Annotated in this window: 14 protein-coding genes and 1 tRNA gene; 9 read left to right on the top strand and 6 right to left on the bottom strand. The window is 67.9% G+C overall.

The genetic code is table 11. The features are described from left to right. Window positions 1–122: 122 nt before the first annotated feature. The 4 genes from KRX55_RS07830 to KRX55_RS07815 form a co-directional block, all read right to left on the bottom strand. The gene (locus KRX55_RS07830; RefSeq protein WP_218407199.1) at window positions 123–938 is read right to left on the bottom strand and encodes an MBL fold metallo-hydrolase; all 816 of its coding nucleotides are present in this window, start codon (window positions 936–938) and stop codon (window positions 123–125) included. A 39-nt stretch (window positions 939–977) separates the two neighbouring features. Beyond that, a complete protein-coding gene (locus KRX55_RS07825) occupies window positions 978–1436 on the bottom strand; it encodes a RidA family protein (protein WP_218407198.1) in 459 nt (152 codons plus the stop codon). Between the two features lies 1 nt (window position 1437). Next, entirely contained in the window at window positions 1438–1599 is a 162-nt protein-coding gene (locus tag KRX55_RS07820; protein ID WP_198738921.1) for a DUF4177 domain-containing protein, read from the bottom strand. 512 nt (window positions 1600–2111) lie between these two features. Beyond that, window positions 2112–2471, bottom strand: a complete 360-nt coding sequence (locus KRX55_RS07815; protein ID WP_218407197.1) for a WhiB family transcriptional regulator — start codon at window positions 2469–2471, stop codon at window positions 2112–2114. A 136-nt stretch (window positions 2472–2607) separates the two neighbouring features. Here KRX55_RS07815 and KRX55_RS07810 point away from each other — a divergent pair, with 136 nt between their 5' ends. Further along, entirely contained in the window at window positions 2608–5004 is a 2397-nt protein-coding gene (locus tag KRX55_RS07810) for a transglycosylase domain-containing protein (RefSeq protein WP_218407196.1), read from the top strand. Between the two features lie 12 nt (window positions 5005–5016). Here the strand turns inward: KRX55_RS07810 and KRX55_RS07805 are convergent, their stop codons facing one another. After that, window positions 5017–5487, bottom strand: a complete 471-nt coding sequence (locus tag KRX55_RS07805; RefSeq protein ID WP_218407195.1) for a GatB/YqeY domain-containing protein — start codon at window positions 5485–5487, stop codon at window positions 5017–5019. 35 nt (window positions 5488–5522) lie between these two features. Here KRX55_RS07805 and KRX55_RS07800 point away from each other — a divergent pair, with 35 nt between their 5' ends. Both KRX55_RS07800 and KRX55_RS07795 read left to right on the top strand, forming a co-directional pair. Then, window positions 5523–6437, top strand: a complete 915-nt coding sequence (locus KRX55_RS07800) for a metallophosphoesterase (RefSeq protein ID WP_218407194.1) — start codon at window positions 5523–5525, stop codon at window positions 6435–6437. Between the two features lie 85 nt (window positions 6438–6522). Continuing rightward, window positions 6523–6599 (top strand) — tRNA-Pro (locus KRX55_RS07795). 72 nt (window positions 6600–6671) lie between these two features. Here the strand turns inward: KRX55_RS07795 and KRX55_RS07790 are convergent. Further along, window positions 6672–8282 carry a hypothetical protein gene (locus KRX55_RS07790; protein WP_218407193.1) on the bottom strand — a complete coding sequence of 537 codons (1611 nt, stop codon included), beginning with the start codon at window positions 8280–8282 and terminating at the stop codon, window positions 6672–6674. Between the two features lie 242 nt (window positions 8283–8524). Here KRX55_RS07790 and KRX55_RS07785 point away from each other — a divergent pair, with 242 nt between their 5' ends. Genes KRX55_RS07785 through KRX55_RS07760 form a run of 6 tightly spaced genes read left to right on the top strand, consistent with a single transcriptional unit; the run spans window position 8525 to window position 14517 of the window. Next, complete coding sequence (locus KRX55_RS07785; protein WP_218407192.1) at window positions 8525–11485, top strand: DUF4040 family protein; 2961 nt, start codon at window positions 8525–8527, stop codon at window positions 11483–11485. After that, complete coding sequence (locus KRX55_RS07780; RefSeq protein WP_218407191.1) at window positions 11482–11901, top strand: cation:proton antiporter subunit C; 420 nt, start codon at window positions 11482–11484, stop codon at window positions 11899–11901. The genes KRX55_RS07785 and KRX55_RS07780 overlap by 4 nt, the downstream gene beginning before the upstream one ends. Window positions 11902–11904: 3 nt before the next feature. Further along, window positions 11905–13476, top strand: coding sequence for a monovalent cation/H+ antiporter subunit D family protein (locus tag KRX55_RS07775; protein WP_218407190.1), 1572 nt, complete (start codon window positions 11905–11907; stop codon window positions 13474–13476). After that, the gene (locus KRX55_RS07770) at window positions 13476–13853 is read left to right on the top strand and encodes a monovalent cation/H+ antiporter subunit E (protein WP_218407189.1); all 378 of its coding nucleotides are present in this window, start codon (window positions 13476–13478) and stop codon (window positions 13851–13853) included. The genes KRX55_RS07775 and KRX55_RS07770 overlap by 1 nt, the downstream gene beginning before the upstream one ends. Then, entirely contained in the window at window positions 13850–14119 is a 270-nt protein-coding gene (locus KRX55_RS07765; protein WP_218407188.1) for a cation:proton antiporter, read from the top strand. The genes KRX55_RS07770 and KRX55_RS07765 overlap by 4 nt, the downstream gene beginning before the upstream one ends. Continuing rightward, on the top strand, window positions 14119–14517 hold the full coding sequence (locus tag KRX55_RS07760) for a Na+/H+ antiporter subunit G (RefSeq protein ID WP_218407187.1): 399 nt from the start codon (window positions 14119–14121) through the stop codon (window positions 14515–14517). The genes KRX55_RS07765 and KRX55_RS07760 overlap by 1 nt, the downstream gene beginning before the upstream one ends. Window positions 14518–14567: the final 50 nt, after the last annotated feature.

The raw sequence follows: 14567 nt of genomic DNA, 5'->3' as shown, positions 1-14567 counted from the left end.
CTCTTGATCAGGGAATGAACCAAGGAGGCACCCCTCCCCCCGGTCGTCTCCACGACGAAGCCCCGCCCCCGACCCACGGGGATGGGGCTTCTCCGTTCGTTCAACCGCGGTGGAGACCGCTCCTACTCGCCGTTGTTCTCCAGGTAGCGGAGGGTGACGCGGGTGGACTGCTCGGCCGCTCCCCGGAGGACGGGATCGACATCGGTGTAGATCTCGTCGACCAGGGTCTTCAGGGGGGTGTCCCTGCCGAGGCGGGCACGGACCTCACGGACCTGCTCGAGGCGCTGCTCGCGGCGGTCGATGTACTTGCGGGCCATCTGCGCGGTGTCGGGCAGGTCGGGGCCGTGGGCGGGCAGCAGGTGGATGCCGTCGCCCTCCTTCTCCAGCATGTGGAGGGTGTCGAGGTAGAGGCCGAGGTCACCGTCGGTCTCCGAGATCATGGTGGTGTGTCGGCCGGCGATCGTGTCACCGGTGACGATGCCCTCCAGGGTCGATTCATGGGGGACGCCGCTCCAGATGAAGAAGCAGGCGGAATCCGAGGTGTGCCCCGGGGTGTGGCGGACCTCGATCTGCGGGGTCACACCTTCGAGAGAGATGACCTCCCGGTCCTCCAGCGGCTCACCCTCGCGGCAGTAGGTCTTGTCGAAGGCCCGGACGGGCGCGCCGGTGAGCTGGCGGAAACGGCCGGTGGAGTCGGCGTGGTCGTGGTGCCGGTGGGTGATCAGGATGAGCGCGACCTCACTGGCCTTGCTGTTGAGGACATTGAGGTGGCCCTCATCCTCCGGCCCCGGGTCGATGACGATGCTCCGTGGATCGCCCTCCGCCCGGATCACCCAGGAATTTGTTCCCTCCAGGGAGGCGTAGGACGGGTTCGGACTGAGGACAACTGCAGCTGACGGTGTTACCGGACGCAGCTGGCTGTAGGCGGGGTGCTCCATGCCCACCAGCTTAACCGTCGACGGCATCCGCGCACGGCGTTACTCCTTGATTTCCACCACAATCTCCACCTCAACGGGTGAGTCGAGGGGAAGTTCGTACACGCCGACGGCGGATCGGGCGTGCCGTCCGGCGTCCCCGAAGATCTCGGCGAGGGCGTCGGATGCGCCGTTGAGGACCGCAGCCTGGGCGTTGAATCCTTCGGCGGAGGCGACGAAGCCGGTGACCTTGAGGACACGGGAGACACTGTCGATGCCGACGAGGGAGTCGACCGCGGCGAGTGCGTTGAGTGCGCAGGTGCGGGCCAGCTGCGCGGCGGTGTCGACGCTGACGTCCGCGCCGACCTTGCCGGTCGCGGCGAGCGCCCCGTCGACGAGCGGCAGCTGGCCGGAGGTCCACACCTGGTCACCGACCCGGATGGCCGGCTGGTAGGACCCTGCGGGGGCGGCGACGGCGGGCAGTGTGATCCCGAGTTCGCGGAGGCGTTGCGAGTTTCCCATTTCAGTCCTTCGGGCGCTTCATGTAGGCGACGACGTTCTCGGGATTGGGGCCCGGAACGACGGTGACCAGCTCCCAGCCGTCCTCACCCCAGGTGTCGAGGATCTGCTTGGTGGCGTGTGTGAGCAGTGGCACGGTGGCGTATTCCCAGGTGGTGTTAGTCATGCCTCACACTTTATGCGAGTCCGGGCGACCCGGCACCAACGAGTGCCCGGGAACGGATCGTGTGCGGTGGGTCGGCGGGGGCGTGTCCAACCCCGGGGTGGGGCAGAGGACGGGTCTGCACCACGCTGCGACGGTGTGGTGCCGTTCCCCGCGGGACCCGGAACCCGGTTCTTCGCGGCTCGTCGGGGACGTTGCCCAGCGGCGGCACGCGGGGGCTGCTCCGCGCTCCACGGGAGGTACCTGTGTGTCGCGGCGGCAGCCGGCTCGATCGGGTCCGCGACGTATCCCGCACCGCGGAAAACCGTTGCGCGTCACGGTCACTGCCGGCTGGGTAGGACGAGCGCAATGATCCCGTGGCCGGGCGCCGGATGGAGGAGCCCGCGCCGACGCTGCCGACGGGCGCGTCCGGGCGCGACGCGGTCGACGTCCGCGCCCCGGTCACCCGGTCACGGGCGTTCCCCATCGACCCCCTGTCCCGGGGACGGGAGCGCCGACCGTTGGCCTGCCGTCGGCTAGATGCCGATCAGTTCGCCGCCGGAGGCGAGGTACTCGGCCCAGTTGCTGATGTGGGGGTTCTTGCGCAGCAGTGCGCGACGCTGCCGTTCGGTGAGACCACCCCACACGCCGAACTCGACCCGGTTGTCCAGGGCGTCGGCACGGCATTCGGTGAGCACCGGGCAGCGGCGGCAGATCACCGCAGCCTTGCGCTGGGCGGCACCGCGGACGAAGAGCGCGTCCGGGTCGCCTTCGCGGCACTTGGCCCGGGTCACCCACTCACCGCGACCCGGAGGGGTTTCGACGGTGGAGGTGTTGCGTGAGTTGCGGGCAAAGTAGGGGTTCGTACGTGGATCCTGGATAAGTGATGCGGTCATCGCTGATCTCTCCTACTGCATGCCTTCATTGACGCATGTAAGTGTATTCACACCATGCACCATATGTCGAATGCGTCACACCTGCGGGTGGAGCCAACTGTTTCCGGGGCGTGGATTTGTTACGTAGGGTAAAGGGGTGTCTCTCGTAAAATCCCTGTCCAAGACCGCCGGCGCCATCGTCGCCGTCGGAGTTCTCGGCGCGGCGGTCGTCGCCCCGGTGGCCGGAATCTCCGGGCTCGCCGTCGCACGGACGCAGGAAGCGATGGAATCCAACCTCGCCGACCTCACCGACGGCGAGGCACCCGGGGTGACCACGATCCTGGACGCCCACGGCAACCCCATGGCCTGGTTGTACAAGCAGCGCAGGTTCGAGGTCACCGGTGACCAGATCTCCCCCGCGATGAAGCAGGCCATCATCAGCGTGGAGGACCGGCGCTTCTACGAGCATGACGGAGTCGACTGGCAGGGCACCATCCGTGCCATGGCGACGAACATCTTCTCCGGTTCGGTTCAGCAGGGTGCGTCCACCCTCGACCAGCAGTACGTGAAGAATTACCTCCTGCTGGTCGACGCGGAGGATGAGTCGGAACAGGCCGCGGCCACCGAGACCAGCTACGCCCGCAAGCTCCGCGAGATGCGGATGGCCTCGGATCTGGAGCAGTTGCTGACCAAGGACGAGATCCTCACCCGCTACCTGAACATCGTGCCGTTCGGAAACGGGGCCTACGGCATCGAGGCCGCGGCCCGTACCTACTTCGGTATTCCGGCGATCGAGCTGAACGTGGCACAGGCCGCGATGCTCGCCGGGATCGTCCAGTCCTCCTCCATACTCAACCCGTACACCAACGAGGCCGGGGTCACACAGCGCCGGAACACCGTGCTGGACACGATGGTCGCGACCGGATCGATCACCCCGGAGGAGGCCGCGGCCGTCAAGCAGCAGCCTCTCGGCGTTCTCCCGGCACCCGATGAGCTGCCCCGCGGCTGCATCGCCGCGGGCAACCGTGGCTTCTTCTGCGACCACGTCCTGCGCTACCTGGAAGACAAGGGCGTCAGTCTCGACCGACTCGAGACCGGCGCGTACACGGTGGAGACGACCCTGGATCCGGTCATCCAGGACATCGCCCACGATTCGGTCACGGCGCAGGTCGACCCCATGGCACCGGGTGTCGCCGAGGTCATGGACGTCATCGAGCCGGGCAGGGAGGATCGCCCCATCAGGGCGATGGTGTCCTCACGCAACTACGGCCTGAACCTCGAGGCTGGCGAGACGGTTCTGCCCCAGACCTCGACGAGGGTCGGAAGCGGCGCCGGCTCGGTCTTCAAGATCTTCACCGCTGCCGCGGCCCTCGAGAAGGGCATGGGCGTGGACACGATGCTCGACGTTCCCACCCGCTACGAGGCGAAGAACCTCGGCACCGGCGGAGCGAGGAACTGTCCACCGAACACGTACTGCGTCGAGAACGCCGGCGTCTATAAGCCGAAGATGACACTCAAGGATGCGCTCGCGCACTCACCCAACACGACCTTCGTCAAGCTCATCGAGACCATCGGGGTGAAACCGACCGTCGACATGGCCGTGAAACTCGGGCTAAGGGACTACGCAGAGCCGGGGAGTTTCGACGGGGAGTCCTCGATCGCGCAGTACATGAAGGACCACAATCTCGGTTCCTTCACGCTCGGCCCGACGGCGGTCAACCCACTGGAGCTCACGAATGTCGCGGCGACGGTCGCCTCCGGTGGAATCTGGTGCGAGCCGAACCCGATCGTGCGGGTCACCGACCGCCACGGCCGACCCGTTTCCCTGGACCAGCCCGACTGCGAACGGGTCCTCGACGAGGGTGTCGCCTACGCCCTCGAGAACGGTCTGTCACAGGACGTCGTGTCAGGCACGGCGGCGGACGCGGCACGGGCCGCGGGCTGGTCCGCTCCCACTGCCGCGAAAACGGGGACGACGGAGTCCCACCAGTCCGCCGCGTTCATGGGCTTCAACAGCGGGTTCGCCGCGGCCCCGTACATCTACAACGACGGCACCACGGTGTCCCCCCTGTGCACCAGCCCGCTCCGGCAGTGCCCCGAGGGAAACCTCTACGGCGGCATGGAGGCGGCGCGCACCTGGTTCGGTGCGGCCAACAGGATTCCGGCCGCCACCGGCGGCAAGCTCGGTCCGTTCGACGACCGCTTCAAGCAGGGCACCGCTGTCGCGAACCTGCCGCAGGTGTCCGGCATGAGCGAGGATGACGCCCGCAAGAAGATCACGGAAGCGGGCTACACGGTGCGCAGCCAGTACGTGTCCGGGAACGGAATCCCGCTCGGACGTGCGGTGAGCGTGGTAGCCGCGAAACAGCCGCTGCTCAAGGGCGATGAGGTCATCCTTCAGCTGTCCGATGGTTCCAGCCCGGCCCCCATGCCGTCGGTTCCGGACCAGAGGACGACCCCGGATCGGGCGCGGAGGCAGGCCCCGGACCCGGTGGACACCGTGGAGGACCTGCAGAACGCGCTCAACGACATTCTGCGCGAGAACGGTTTCTGATCCCTGCGCCGGTCAGGCGCGCTGCAGTCGCTCCCTGACCGCGGTGGAGATCCGCTTGCCGTCGGCGCGGCCCGCGGCGGCGGCCCGGGCGGCTTTCATGACCTGCCCCATCTGCTTCATCGTCACCGGAGCGCCGGTTTCCCCCGCGACCTCGGCCACCGCCCTGTCGACGACCGCGGCCAGGTCGGCGTCATCCAGCTGGGTGGGCTGGTAGCGCGCCAGAATGTCGGCCTCGGTCTCCTCGGCGGCGGCGAGCTCCCCTCGTCCCGCCTCCCGGTAGATCTCCGCCGACTCGCGGCGTTTCTTTATCTCGCGGGCGATCAGCCGGAGGACATCCTCGTCCCCCACCTCGTGCTTGGCGCCGCTGACGGCCTCGGTCTGGATGGCGGCGAGAAGACTGCGCAACGTGCGCTTGGTGTCCTCGTCGCGGGCCTTCATGGCTGCGGTCAGATCCGCACGGACGGCATCAGTCAACGTACTCATGCCGTCCACGATACGCTGGACAGGTGCGATTGAACATGAATCTGATCCGCCGGGCCACCCTGACCGCCACCGGTACCGCCCTCGCCGGGGGCGCCGCTCTCACGGCGTGGGGGAACCGGGAGCTCGAGAACTTCCGGCTCCACGAGGTCACCATCCCGCTGCTTCCGTCGGGAACACTGCGCGGCGAGAGCACTGACTTCCGGATCCTGCATCTCAGCGATCTGCACATGCTGCCCGGGCAGGACGCGAAGTGCGAGTGGGTTTCCTCCCTCATCGACACCGACCCGGATCTCGTGGTCAACACCGGGGACAATCTCGGGGACGCGAAAACCGTTCCCGACGTCCTCCGGGCCCTCGGCCCACTGTTGAGCCGCCCGGGGCTCTTCGTCTTCGGCAGCAACGACTACTGGGCACCCCGTCCGGTCAATCCCCTCGGTTACCTCGTCGGGCGGAAACGGCCGGTCAGCGACGTAGAACTACCGTGGCGCGACCTGCGTGCCGCTTTCGTCGAGCGCGGCTGGCACGACGCCACACACGCCCGGCGCGAGTTCAAGGCGGGCCACGTACGGATCGCCGCGGCGGGGGTCGACGATCCGCACCATGACCTGGACGACTACGCCACCATCGCCGGCCCACCGCACAGGGACTGCGATCTCGCGATCGCGCTCTCACACGCCCCGGAGCCCCGGATCCTGCAGCGGTTCGCCGACGACGGTTATCAGCTGGCCCTGTGCGGACACACACACGGCGGGCAGATCTGCCTGCCCGGTGGGCGTGCGCTGGTCACCAACTGCGGCATCAACGCACGCAGGGCCAGCGGACTCAGCCGCACCGGGCCGATGCACGTCCACGTCTCGGAGGGACTCGGCACCTCCCGCTACGCACCGGTACGCCTGTTCTGCCCGCCCGCGGCGACACTCCTGCGGATCACGGAACTACCCTCCCGATGACTATCAAACACCGTTCCAGCTGCGGTTTTGCCCGGCACAGTCCCGTAAGCTAGAGTATTCCGGGTAGCAGGCGATGCCTGCACACCGGGATATGGCGCAGCTTGGTAGCGTGCCTCGTTCGGGACGAGGAGGTCGCAGGTTCAAATCCTGTTATCCCGACCATCACCCGGTGCGGTGGACCCAATTGAGTCCGCCGCACCGGGTTTTCTTCTTCCCCGGACTTTTCCACCCGGACTACCGTTCCGGGGGAACGTCGGTCACCGCGGGGATCGTCGCGGTGGGGTCATCCGAGGGCCGGTGCCCGGCGACCATTGATGCACTGCCGTCCCGGTCCCCGACCGGATCCCCCGGAACCGGTTCGGGGGGACAGTCCACGGTCGGGGCGAAGCGCCCGACGAGGACCCCCAGTACGACCAGGGCACCGAGTACGGCGACGGCCGTCCACAGGACCGGGCCGCTTCCACCGGTGCCGAACCCGGCCAGTGCCCCGGCCGGGTACGCCGCGGGCATCACCGCCGTGAGCAACCGCCAGAAGGCCGTCGGTTCCTCCCCCACGGAAACACCGGAGAAAACGTGGCCGAGCACACCGACCTGGGCGATCAGCCCCAGAACCAGAGCGATTCGTCCGGCGGTCCCGCCGAGGAGACCGATCACCGCACGTCCGGACACTGCGGCGGCGACGGCGGTCAACGCAACCACGAGGATCGCCCCGGTGAGCGCGACGGAGCCCGCGGGCCTGGCGACGGTGGCCACGAACACCGCACCGACAGCCGCGATTCCGGCGACCGCGAGACCCGGTGCGCCGAACGTCCGCGAGCGGGCACCCCCCGGTTCAGCGGAGGGGCGGCTGAGCAGCCACAGGGAGGTCCCCGCGAGCCAGACGAGAAGCGCCGCGAACAGTGCGCCCATCGGTCCGACCCCGACGCCGGTGTCCAGCTGCGCGGATGCCTGTTCCACGGCTCCCGGAGCAGCACCGGCGGCTCCCCTTGCCGGCAGGCCCGCCTGGATAGCGTCGATCTTCTTCTCGTTGGCCTCCGCCATCGAGCGGACGCGTTCGGCACCGTCACGGATCTCGTCGACTCCGCTCTGCAGCGCCTGTGCGCCCTCATCCAGTTCGCGGAGACCGCTGGTCAGGGAGCGGGAACCGGCGGCGGCGCTGTAGACGCCGTCGTGGAAGGGTTGCCCCGGTGTGGAGAGCTGGTTCGCGACCTCACGGGAACCGTCCCGTAGCTCATTGAGTTGGCCGAGCATCTCGGGGGCGATGCGGAAGTTGACCACCTCGACACGGAGATTGACCAGTTCCATCCGTAGCTTCGGCGCCTCCGGGTGGTCTGATTTCGCGAGGGTGGCGTCGACGTCATCGAGGATCCTGAGCAGCTCGTCCCGGGCTCCCGGCAGAGCCTCGATCTGTTCCACCGCCCGGGAGACTCCGTCGGCGACCCGGGTGGCGCCGTCCCCCAGCTGGCCGGTACCGGCCTGGAGCTGGATCAGCCCATCGGTGAGCTGCTGCGAACCGTTGACCGCGTCCGTGGCTCCCTCGGAGAGCCTCCGGCTCCCGTCGGCGAGCTCCCCGGCCCCATCACTGAGTTCGCCGGTACCGGCGACGAGAAACCCCGCCTGGGTTTCGGCCTCGCCCGCGGCGCGCCGTGCCGCAACGAGATCACCACCACCCCGGACCTCCCGGCGCGCCTCACCGGACGCGGCGGTGTCGTCCCCCTCATTTCCCACCGACGTGGACATGAGATCCGTCCCACTGACGACCGTGCAGACCGCACCCACCATCACCGGCAGGAACAGCAGCAGGGCCAGCAGGACGCGGGTGACGGTTACTCCGGTTCGGCTCATACCGTGAAATCTAGCGTCGATGCCGGGGAAGGTGATGAGCCACACCGAATGAACCACCGGAAGGTGGGCGAATCAGGGGGGCTCTGAGGACCGGAAGATTCGGACCGCGTCCGCCTGCGGCGGTCCACCGGCCGCGTCGGGTGGTCGTGACCGGCTGGTATCGTCTACAAGGGTATGTCTGACCGCAGCATGATACGAATCTCCCCTCGACACTCATCAAGGAACGCAGGTGTGATGCCCAAGTGACGCTGTTCATCGTCCTCGCGTTGGCGGCGCTCGCCCTCGGGCTCGCCCCCTTCACGGTCCGTCTGTTCGACCGTCGTGCCGGCTGGCCCCTGGCGGTGATCTTCCTGATCGCCGCAGGCCTCCTGGCGCGACACATCCCCAGACTGATGGACGGGGAGGTGATCACCTACCGGCACGTCTGGGCACGGGACTTCATCGCCCCCGGGCAGGACGCCGGCTTCGCTCTCCGGGGCGACCCGTTGAGCGTGTTCTTCGCACTGCTCGCCCTCGTCATCGGCGCGATCGTCTTCATCTATTCGGCGTCCTACCTGCACAACAAGCAGTCCAACGGCAGTTTCTACGTCATCATGTCCGCGTTCATGCTCGCGGTCCTGCTGCTGGTCCTCTCCGACGACGTCGTGCTGATGTTCATCGCGTGGGAACTCGTGTCCATCGGGTCGTTCCTGCTCATCGCGCGGGCCGGCTCAGCTGGTGAGGCGGGGTCGGTCCGCACCCTGATCCTGACGTTCACCGGTGGTCTGACGCTCCTCGCGGCCCTGACCATCGCCGCGACCCAGGCCGGCACCACCGACCTCACCGACATCCTCGCCTCCGACTTCTGGACCGAAGATCCACGGTTGGGAACGGCGGTGGGTGTGCTGATCGCCATCTCCGCATTCACGAAGTCCGCGCAGTTCCCCTTCCACTTCTGGCTCCCGGAGGCGATGGCCGCCGCGACCCCGGTGTCCGCGTTCCTGCACGCCGCCGCCGTGGTCAAGGCCGGCATCTACCTGCTGCTGCGCTTCTCCACCGTGATGCACGACAACCACGTGTGGAACCTCCTGCTCATCACCGTCGGCATGTTCACCGCGGTGATGGCGTCCCTGTTCGCGATCCAGAAGACCGACCTGAAGCGCCTGACGGCGTACTCGACGGTGTCCCACCTGGGCTGGATCGTCGCGACCATCGGCATCGGCACGCCCTTCGCGCTGGCCGCCGCCGTCCTCCACACACTGACCCACGCCCTGTTCAAGTCCTCACTGTTCATGCTCATCGGGGTCGTGGACCACGAGGCGGGTTCCCGCGACGTACGCCGCCTCGGTCCGCTGTGGAACCGGATGCCGTTCACCTTCACCGGCGTGCTCGTCGGTTCCCTGTCCATGGCGGCCGTCCCACCGCTGATGGGCTTCATCTCCAAGGAGAGCATGCTGGAGGCGTTCACCGAGGCACCCCTGGACACCGCCGGTGTGTGGCTGCTGCTCGGGGCCGCCGGCGTGGGCGCGGTCTTCACGTTCACCTACTCGGCCCGACTGGTGCTCGGCGCCTTCGTCGACGGCCCGCGCGACATGTCGGAGGTCCACGAGGCCCCGGTCCAGCTGTGGCTGCCCGCCGCACTGCCCGGCCTGGCCTCGCTGCCGCTGGCGTTCGTCGCCGCATCCCTCGACGAACCGCTCGACGCCGTCGTGGGATCGGTCACCACCGCCCCGCACCTGCACCTCGGGCTCTGGCACGGCCTGACCGTTCCGCTCGGGATCTCCGTCCTGGTGCTGGTCGTCGGTGTGCTCGGCGTACTCGCGCGCAGGCGGATCCTCCCGTCCTTCGACGGGCGTGCCCTGCTGCCGTTCACGGGCAACATCGCGCTGCGCCGTTTCGTCGAACTGTGCGGGCGATGGGGCCGTACCGCCGGCCGGATGGCGGACTCCTACTCCCCTGCCCGCCACCTGCTGTACCCGCTGCTGGTGCTGATCGGTTTCGCGGCGATCGTGCTGTTCATGCCCGGCATCGACGGAGTCACCCCCGGGGCCCGGGTCGAGGGCATCGACGATCCGATCGACCTCATCCCGCTGCTCATCGTCGTGGTGTCGGTCTTCGGTCTCACCCGGGCGCGCACCCGACTGGCGGGCGCGGTCCTGCTCGGCACCACGGGCGTGGGCGTCACCCTGCAGATCCTGGCGCTCGGCGCCCCGGACGTGGCGCTGACGCAGTTCCTCGTGGAGACCCTCGTCGTCGTCATCATCATGATGGTGATCCGGCAGCAGCCGGAGGAGTTCCACAAGACCTCCGGACGCCGACGCACCTCCTCCGCGATCCTCGGTATCGCGACCGGTACCGCGGCATTCGCCGCCGTCATGGGCCTGCTGGGCCGGCACGAGCGCCCAGACATCGCCCTGTACTACCTCAGCAACGGCCCGGAGATCACCGGTGGTGACAACGTGGTCAACACGATCCTCGTCGAGTTCCGCGCCTTCGATACCCTGGGTGAGCTCTCCGTCCTGGGTATGGCCGGTGTCGTCATCGCCGCGGTCGTCGGATCCGTTCCGAGGCACCCGTTCCAACGGGGTACCCGACCGCTGTTCCTCCCGGATTCGATCCGGAACGCACTCCCCCTGGAGCAGCTGCGGAGATACCTCCTGCCGGTGCTCGGAATCCTGTCCTTCCTCATTTTCATGCGCGGACACAACTCCCCCGGCGGCGGCTTCATCGCCGCCCTGGTCGCGGGTGGTGCGATCATGGTCGTCTACCTCGCGTACGGCACCGACAAGCCCGTCGTCCGCCCGAACACCCCGTTCCTGCTCACCGGTACCGGCGTGCTGACCGCGGTCGGGTCCGGATTCCTCGGTTTCTTCGAGGGGTCCTTCCTCTACCCGCTGCACGGCCACATCGGCCCGGAGCACGTCAGCACCTCGATGATCTTCGACGTCGGCGTGTTCCTCGCGGTCCTCGGCATGCTCACCCTCGCGATCAACGCACTCGGCGGGTACCTGCGGCCCGGCGCCGACAGGAGACTCCTGCCGTTCCACCGCGGCGGTGAACACCCGCTGCCGGACATTCCCGATGTGCAACCCGACCCGAAGCTCGACGATCCACGCCAACCGGAGACGGCACCGGTCGGAGCCGGTCGCGTCGACGGCGACGACGACCCCTCCGCCGCGGACACCGCAGAGGCCACCGGGGAGCAGAAGGGAGAGAAGCAGTGATCATCGCACTGACCATCGCGTTCCTGCTCGGCGGCGGTGTCTACCTGATCATGCAGCGGGGCATGGTGCGCATCGTGTTCGGCATGGGTCTGGTGAGCCATGCCGCGAACCTCATCATCCTCGCGACCGGCATCGGCGCCTGGCGCGGCGAACCGTTCGGTGGGCGCACCCCTCTCGATGGGGCGGCCGACCCCCTGCCGCAGGCGTTCGTCCTGACCGCCATCGTCATCACCATGGCGACCACCGCCTTCATGCTGGCGCTCGCCGCACTGGGCCGGTCCGACGACACCCGCTCCGCGGAGGACCCCGACGAGGAGTCCCCGCTGGAGACCCGTGGCCGGACAGCTGCCCCGGTCCGCCCCGGTTCCCATCGTGCGGCCCGGGTCGCCGACCGGCTGGCCAAGGAGGAGAAGTAGACAGTGAACAACGATCTTTCCTGGGTTCTCCCTCTCTTCGTCGCCGTGCCTCTGGCGGCCGCCGCGGTCGCGGTGATCGTGCCGTGGCGCGTCGTCCGTGACTTCCTCATGGTCCTTGTCCCCGGGGCCGGGATCATCGCGGGTGGGTGGCTGTTCGCCCGCACCGAGGTAACCGGCACCGTGGCGCACTCGGTCGGACTCTACGACGGTGGTGTCGCGATTCCGTTCGCCGCGGATCCGTTCGCCGCGGTGATGATCCTGACCACGTGCATCGTGGCGCTCGCCTCCAATCTGTTCGCCCTCGTCGCCGGTGAGACCCGGGCCCGGTTCTACTCCGGGCTCGCGCTGATGCTCACCGCCGGCGTCAACGGTGCTCTGCTCACCGCCGACCTGTTCAACCTCTTCGTGTTCATCGAGGTCATGCTCCTGCCGTCCTACGGTCTGATCGCCATGACCGGAACCTGGTCTCGCCTCGCGGGTGGCCGGATGTTCGTCCTGGTGAACCTGACCACCTCCACGGTCCTGCTCATCGGTGTGGCTCTCGTCTACGGCGTGGCGGGCACCGTGAACATGGCGGCACTCGCCGGCGCGGCGGCGGGCAACGGCCCCCTCACCGTGGCGATGGGTGTCGTCGTGATCGCGCTGTGCGTGAAAGCCGGTGTCTTCCCGGTGCACACCTGGCTGCCACGGACCTATCCGGGAACCTCCCCGGCGGTGATGGGCCTGTTCTCCGGCCTGCACACGAAGGTCGCGGTGTACGCGCTGTTCCGCATCTACACCGTCATCTTCGCCCTGGATGAACGCTGGTCCTGGCTCATCGCCGTCGTCTGCATGATCTCCATGCTGGTGGGTGGCTTCGCGGGCCTCGCCGAGCACACCATGCGCCGCGTCATCGCCTACCAGATGGTCAACGGTATGCCGTTCATCCTGGTCGTGCTGGCGTTCGCGACGCTCGACCCGGTCCGCGCTCTCGCGGCCGGCATCCTCTACGCCCTGCACCACATGATCACGGTCGGTTCGCTGGTGCTCACGGTGGGTGCCGTGGAGGAGACCTACGGCACGGGCATGCTGACCCGCCTGTCCGGTCTGATGCGCCGCGAACCGCTCGTGTCCGCGGTGTTCGTCATGGGCGCATTCTCGGTCGTCGGATTCCCCCCGTTCTCCGGTGTGTGGGGCAAGCTCTACGTCACCCTCGCCGTCGCCCGGGAGGGTGACCTGAAGGCGTGGCTGGTCATCGCCGTGATCATCATCGCGAGCTTCGGTGCCCTGCTGTCCATGCTGCGGCTGTGGCGTGCGGTGTTCTGGGGGAAGGACATGAAGGAGAAGGAGTTCCCGGCGACGCTGCTGGTCTCCGGATCGAAACTGGTCCCCGGCGCAGCCCTCGCCGTACTCAGCGTCGCGATGTTCTTCGGGGCCGGGGTCCTCACATCCGTGACCACGACCGCCGCGGAGGGGCTGCTCGACATCGACGGCTACCGGCAGGCCGTCCTCGGCGACTTCTCGACCGCGGTGGGGGTCGTCGACACCGGAGACGTGCCCCTGCCGAGCACTGACGTCCCAGAGGAGGTCCGCTGATGTTCCACGTGATCCGGTTCGGGGTCTGGCTGATCGGTCAGGTGTTCGCGGGAGCGCTCACCGTCGCCCGCGACGTGGTGCGCCGGCACTCACACATGCACCCCATCGTGGTGGCCTACCCACTGCGGGTGACCAAGGATTGGCAGATCGCCGCCCTGTCGACCTGCATCACCATGACCCCGGGGACCCTGTCCGTCGGGCTGCGTCCTGACGCCGACGGGGACGGTCCCGAGATCCTCCTCGTGCAGGCCGTCTACGGGGCGGAGCCGGCCGAGGTGTTCGCCGGCCTGGCGGACATGGAGGAACGGATGGTGCCCTCCGTCAGGGGCATCGACCACGGTGCGCCCGGTCAGGGCGCCGGAGAGGAGAACCGATGAGTGCACTGACCATCATCGTCGTGGTGTGCATCGTGATGATGTCCCTGGCACTGATGTCCAGCCTGGCGCTGCTGCTGAAGGACGGCGGGGACGCGACCCGGGCGGTACTCGCGGACAAGGTCTTCTACACGATGATCGCGATCTTCGTGACGTGGACGATCATCAACCCGACGTCGATCTCCTACGAGATCCCGCTGCTCGCCGGCCTGCTCGGTCTGCTGACCACCGTGTCCTTTGCCCGGATCCTGTCGAAGGGACGACGATAATGACCTTCACCGAGATCATCATCAGCCTGGTCCTCCTGTTCGCCGCGTCGATGACGCTGGTCACCGCCGCCGCGCTGTGGCGTGCCCCGGACGCCCTGACGCGGGCGAATCTCCTGGGCCCGACCATCGGTGTCGCGCTGCCGCTGATCATCGCCGCACACCTGCTGCACGACTGGTCGACGAGCGGTTTCGTCGCCACGGATCTGCTGCGAGCCTGTGTCGCGATCACCGGACTGCTCGTCATCGCCAGCGTGTCCACGTTCTACATGGGACGTTCCATCTTCGCCGTGGAGGACCCGGAGGTGATCACCGTCGAGGCACTGCGCACGGGTGACCACGGAAAGCGGGGGACGGATCCCGCCGGAACTGACGGGGATTCCCCGGATCCATCGGCCTAGGACGACGAAAGAAGGCTCCCCCACCAGGGTTTTCCGGTGGGGGAGTCTCG

The sequence above is a fragment of the Corynebacterium sp. TAE3-ERU16 genome, assembly GCF_019209935.1.
Taxonomy (GTDB): Bacteria; Actinomycetota; Actinomycetes; order Mycobacteriales; family Mycobacteriaceae; genus Corynebacterium; species Corynebacterium antarcticum.
Note: the sequence above shows the minus strand (reverse complement) of the source record. Positions and strands in the feature narration are given on the sequence as shown.

What these genes read in the sequence shown, in the direction of transcription:
- KRX55_RS07830 (WP_218407199.1), bottom strand. Translation starts at nt 938, where the DNA reads ATGGAGCACCCCGCCTACAGCCAGCTGCGTCCGGTAACACCGTCAGCT.
- KRX55_RS07825 (WP_218407198.1), bottom strand. Translation starts at nt 1,436, where the DNA reads ATGGGAAACTCGCAACGCCTCCGCGAACTCGGGATCACACTGCCCGCC.
- KRX55_RS07820 (WP_198738921.1), bottom strand. Translation starts at nt 1,599, where the DNA reads ATGACTAACACCACCTGGGAATACGCCACCGTGCCACTGCTCACACAC.
- KRX55_RS07815 (WP_218407197.1), bottom strand. Translation starts at nt 2,471, where the DNA reads ATGACCGCATCACTTATCCAGGATCCACGTACGAACCCCTACTTTGCC.
- KRX55_RS07805 (WP_218407195.1), bottom strand. Translation starts at nt 5,487, where the DNA reads ATGAGTACGTTGACTGATGCCGTCCGTGCGGATCTGACCGCAGCCATG.
- KRX55_RS07800 (WP_218407194.1), top strand. Translation starts at nt 5,523, where the DNA reads ATGAATCTGATCCGCCGGGCCACCCTGACCGCCACCGGTACCGCCCTC.
- KRX55_RS07790 (WP_218407193.1), bottom strand. Translation starts at nt 8,282, where the DNA reads ATGAGCCGAACCGGAGTAACCGTCACCCGCGTCCTGCTGGCCCTGCTG.
- KRX55_RS07770 (WP_218407189.1), top strand. Translation starts at nt 13,476, where the DNA reads ATGTTCCACGTGATCCGGTTCGGGGTCTGGCTGATCGGTCAGGTGTTC.
- KRX55_RS07765 (WP_218407188.1), top strand. Translation starts at nt 13,850, where the DNA reads ATGAGTGCACTGACCATCATCGTCGTGGTGTGCATCGTGATGATGTCC.
- KRX55_RS07760 (WP_218407187.1), top strand. Translation starts at nt 14,119, where the DNA reads ATGACCTTCACCGAGATCATCATCAGCCTGGTCCTCCTGTTCGCCGCG.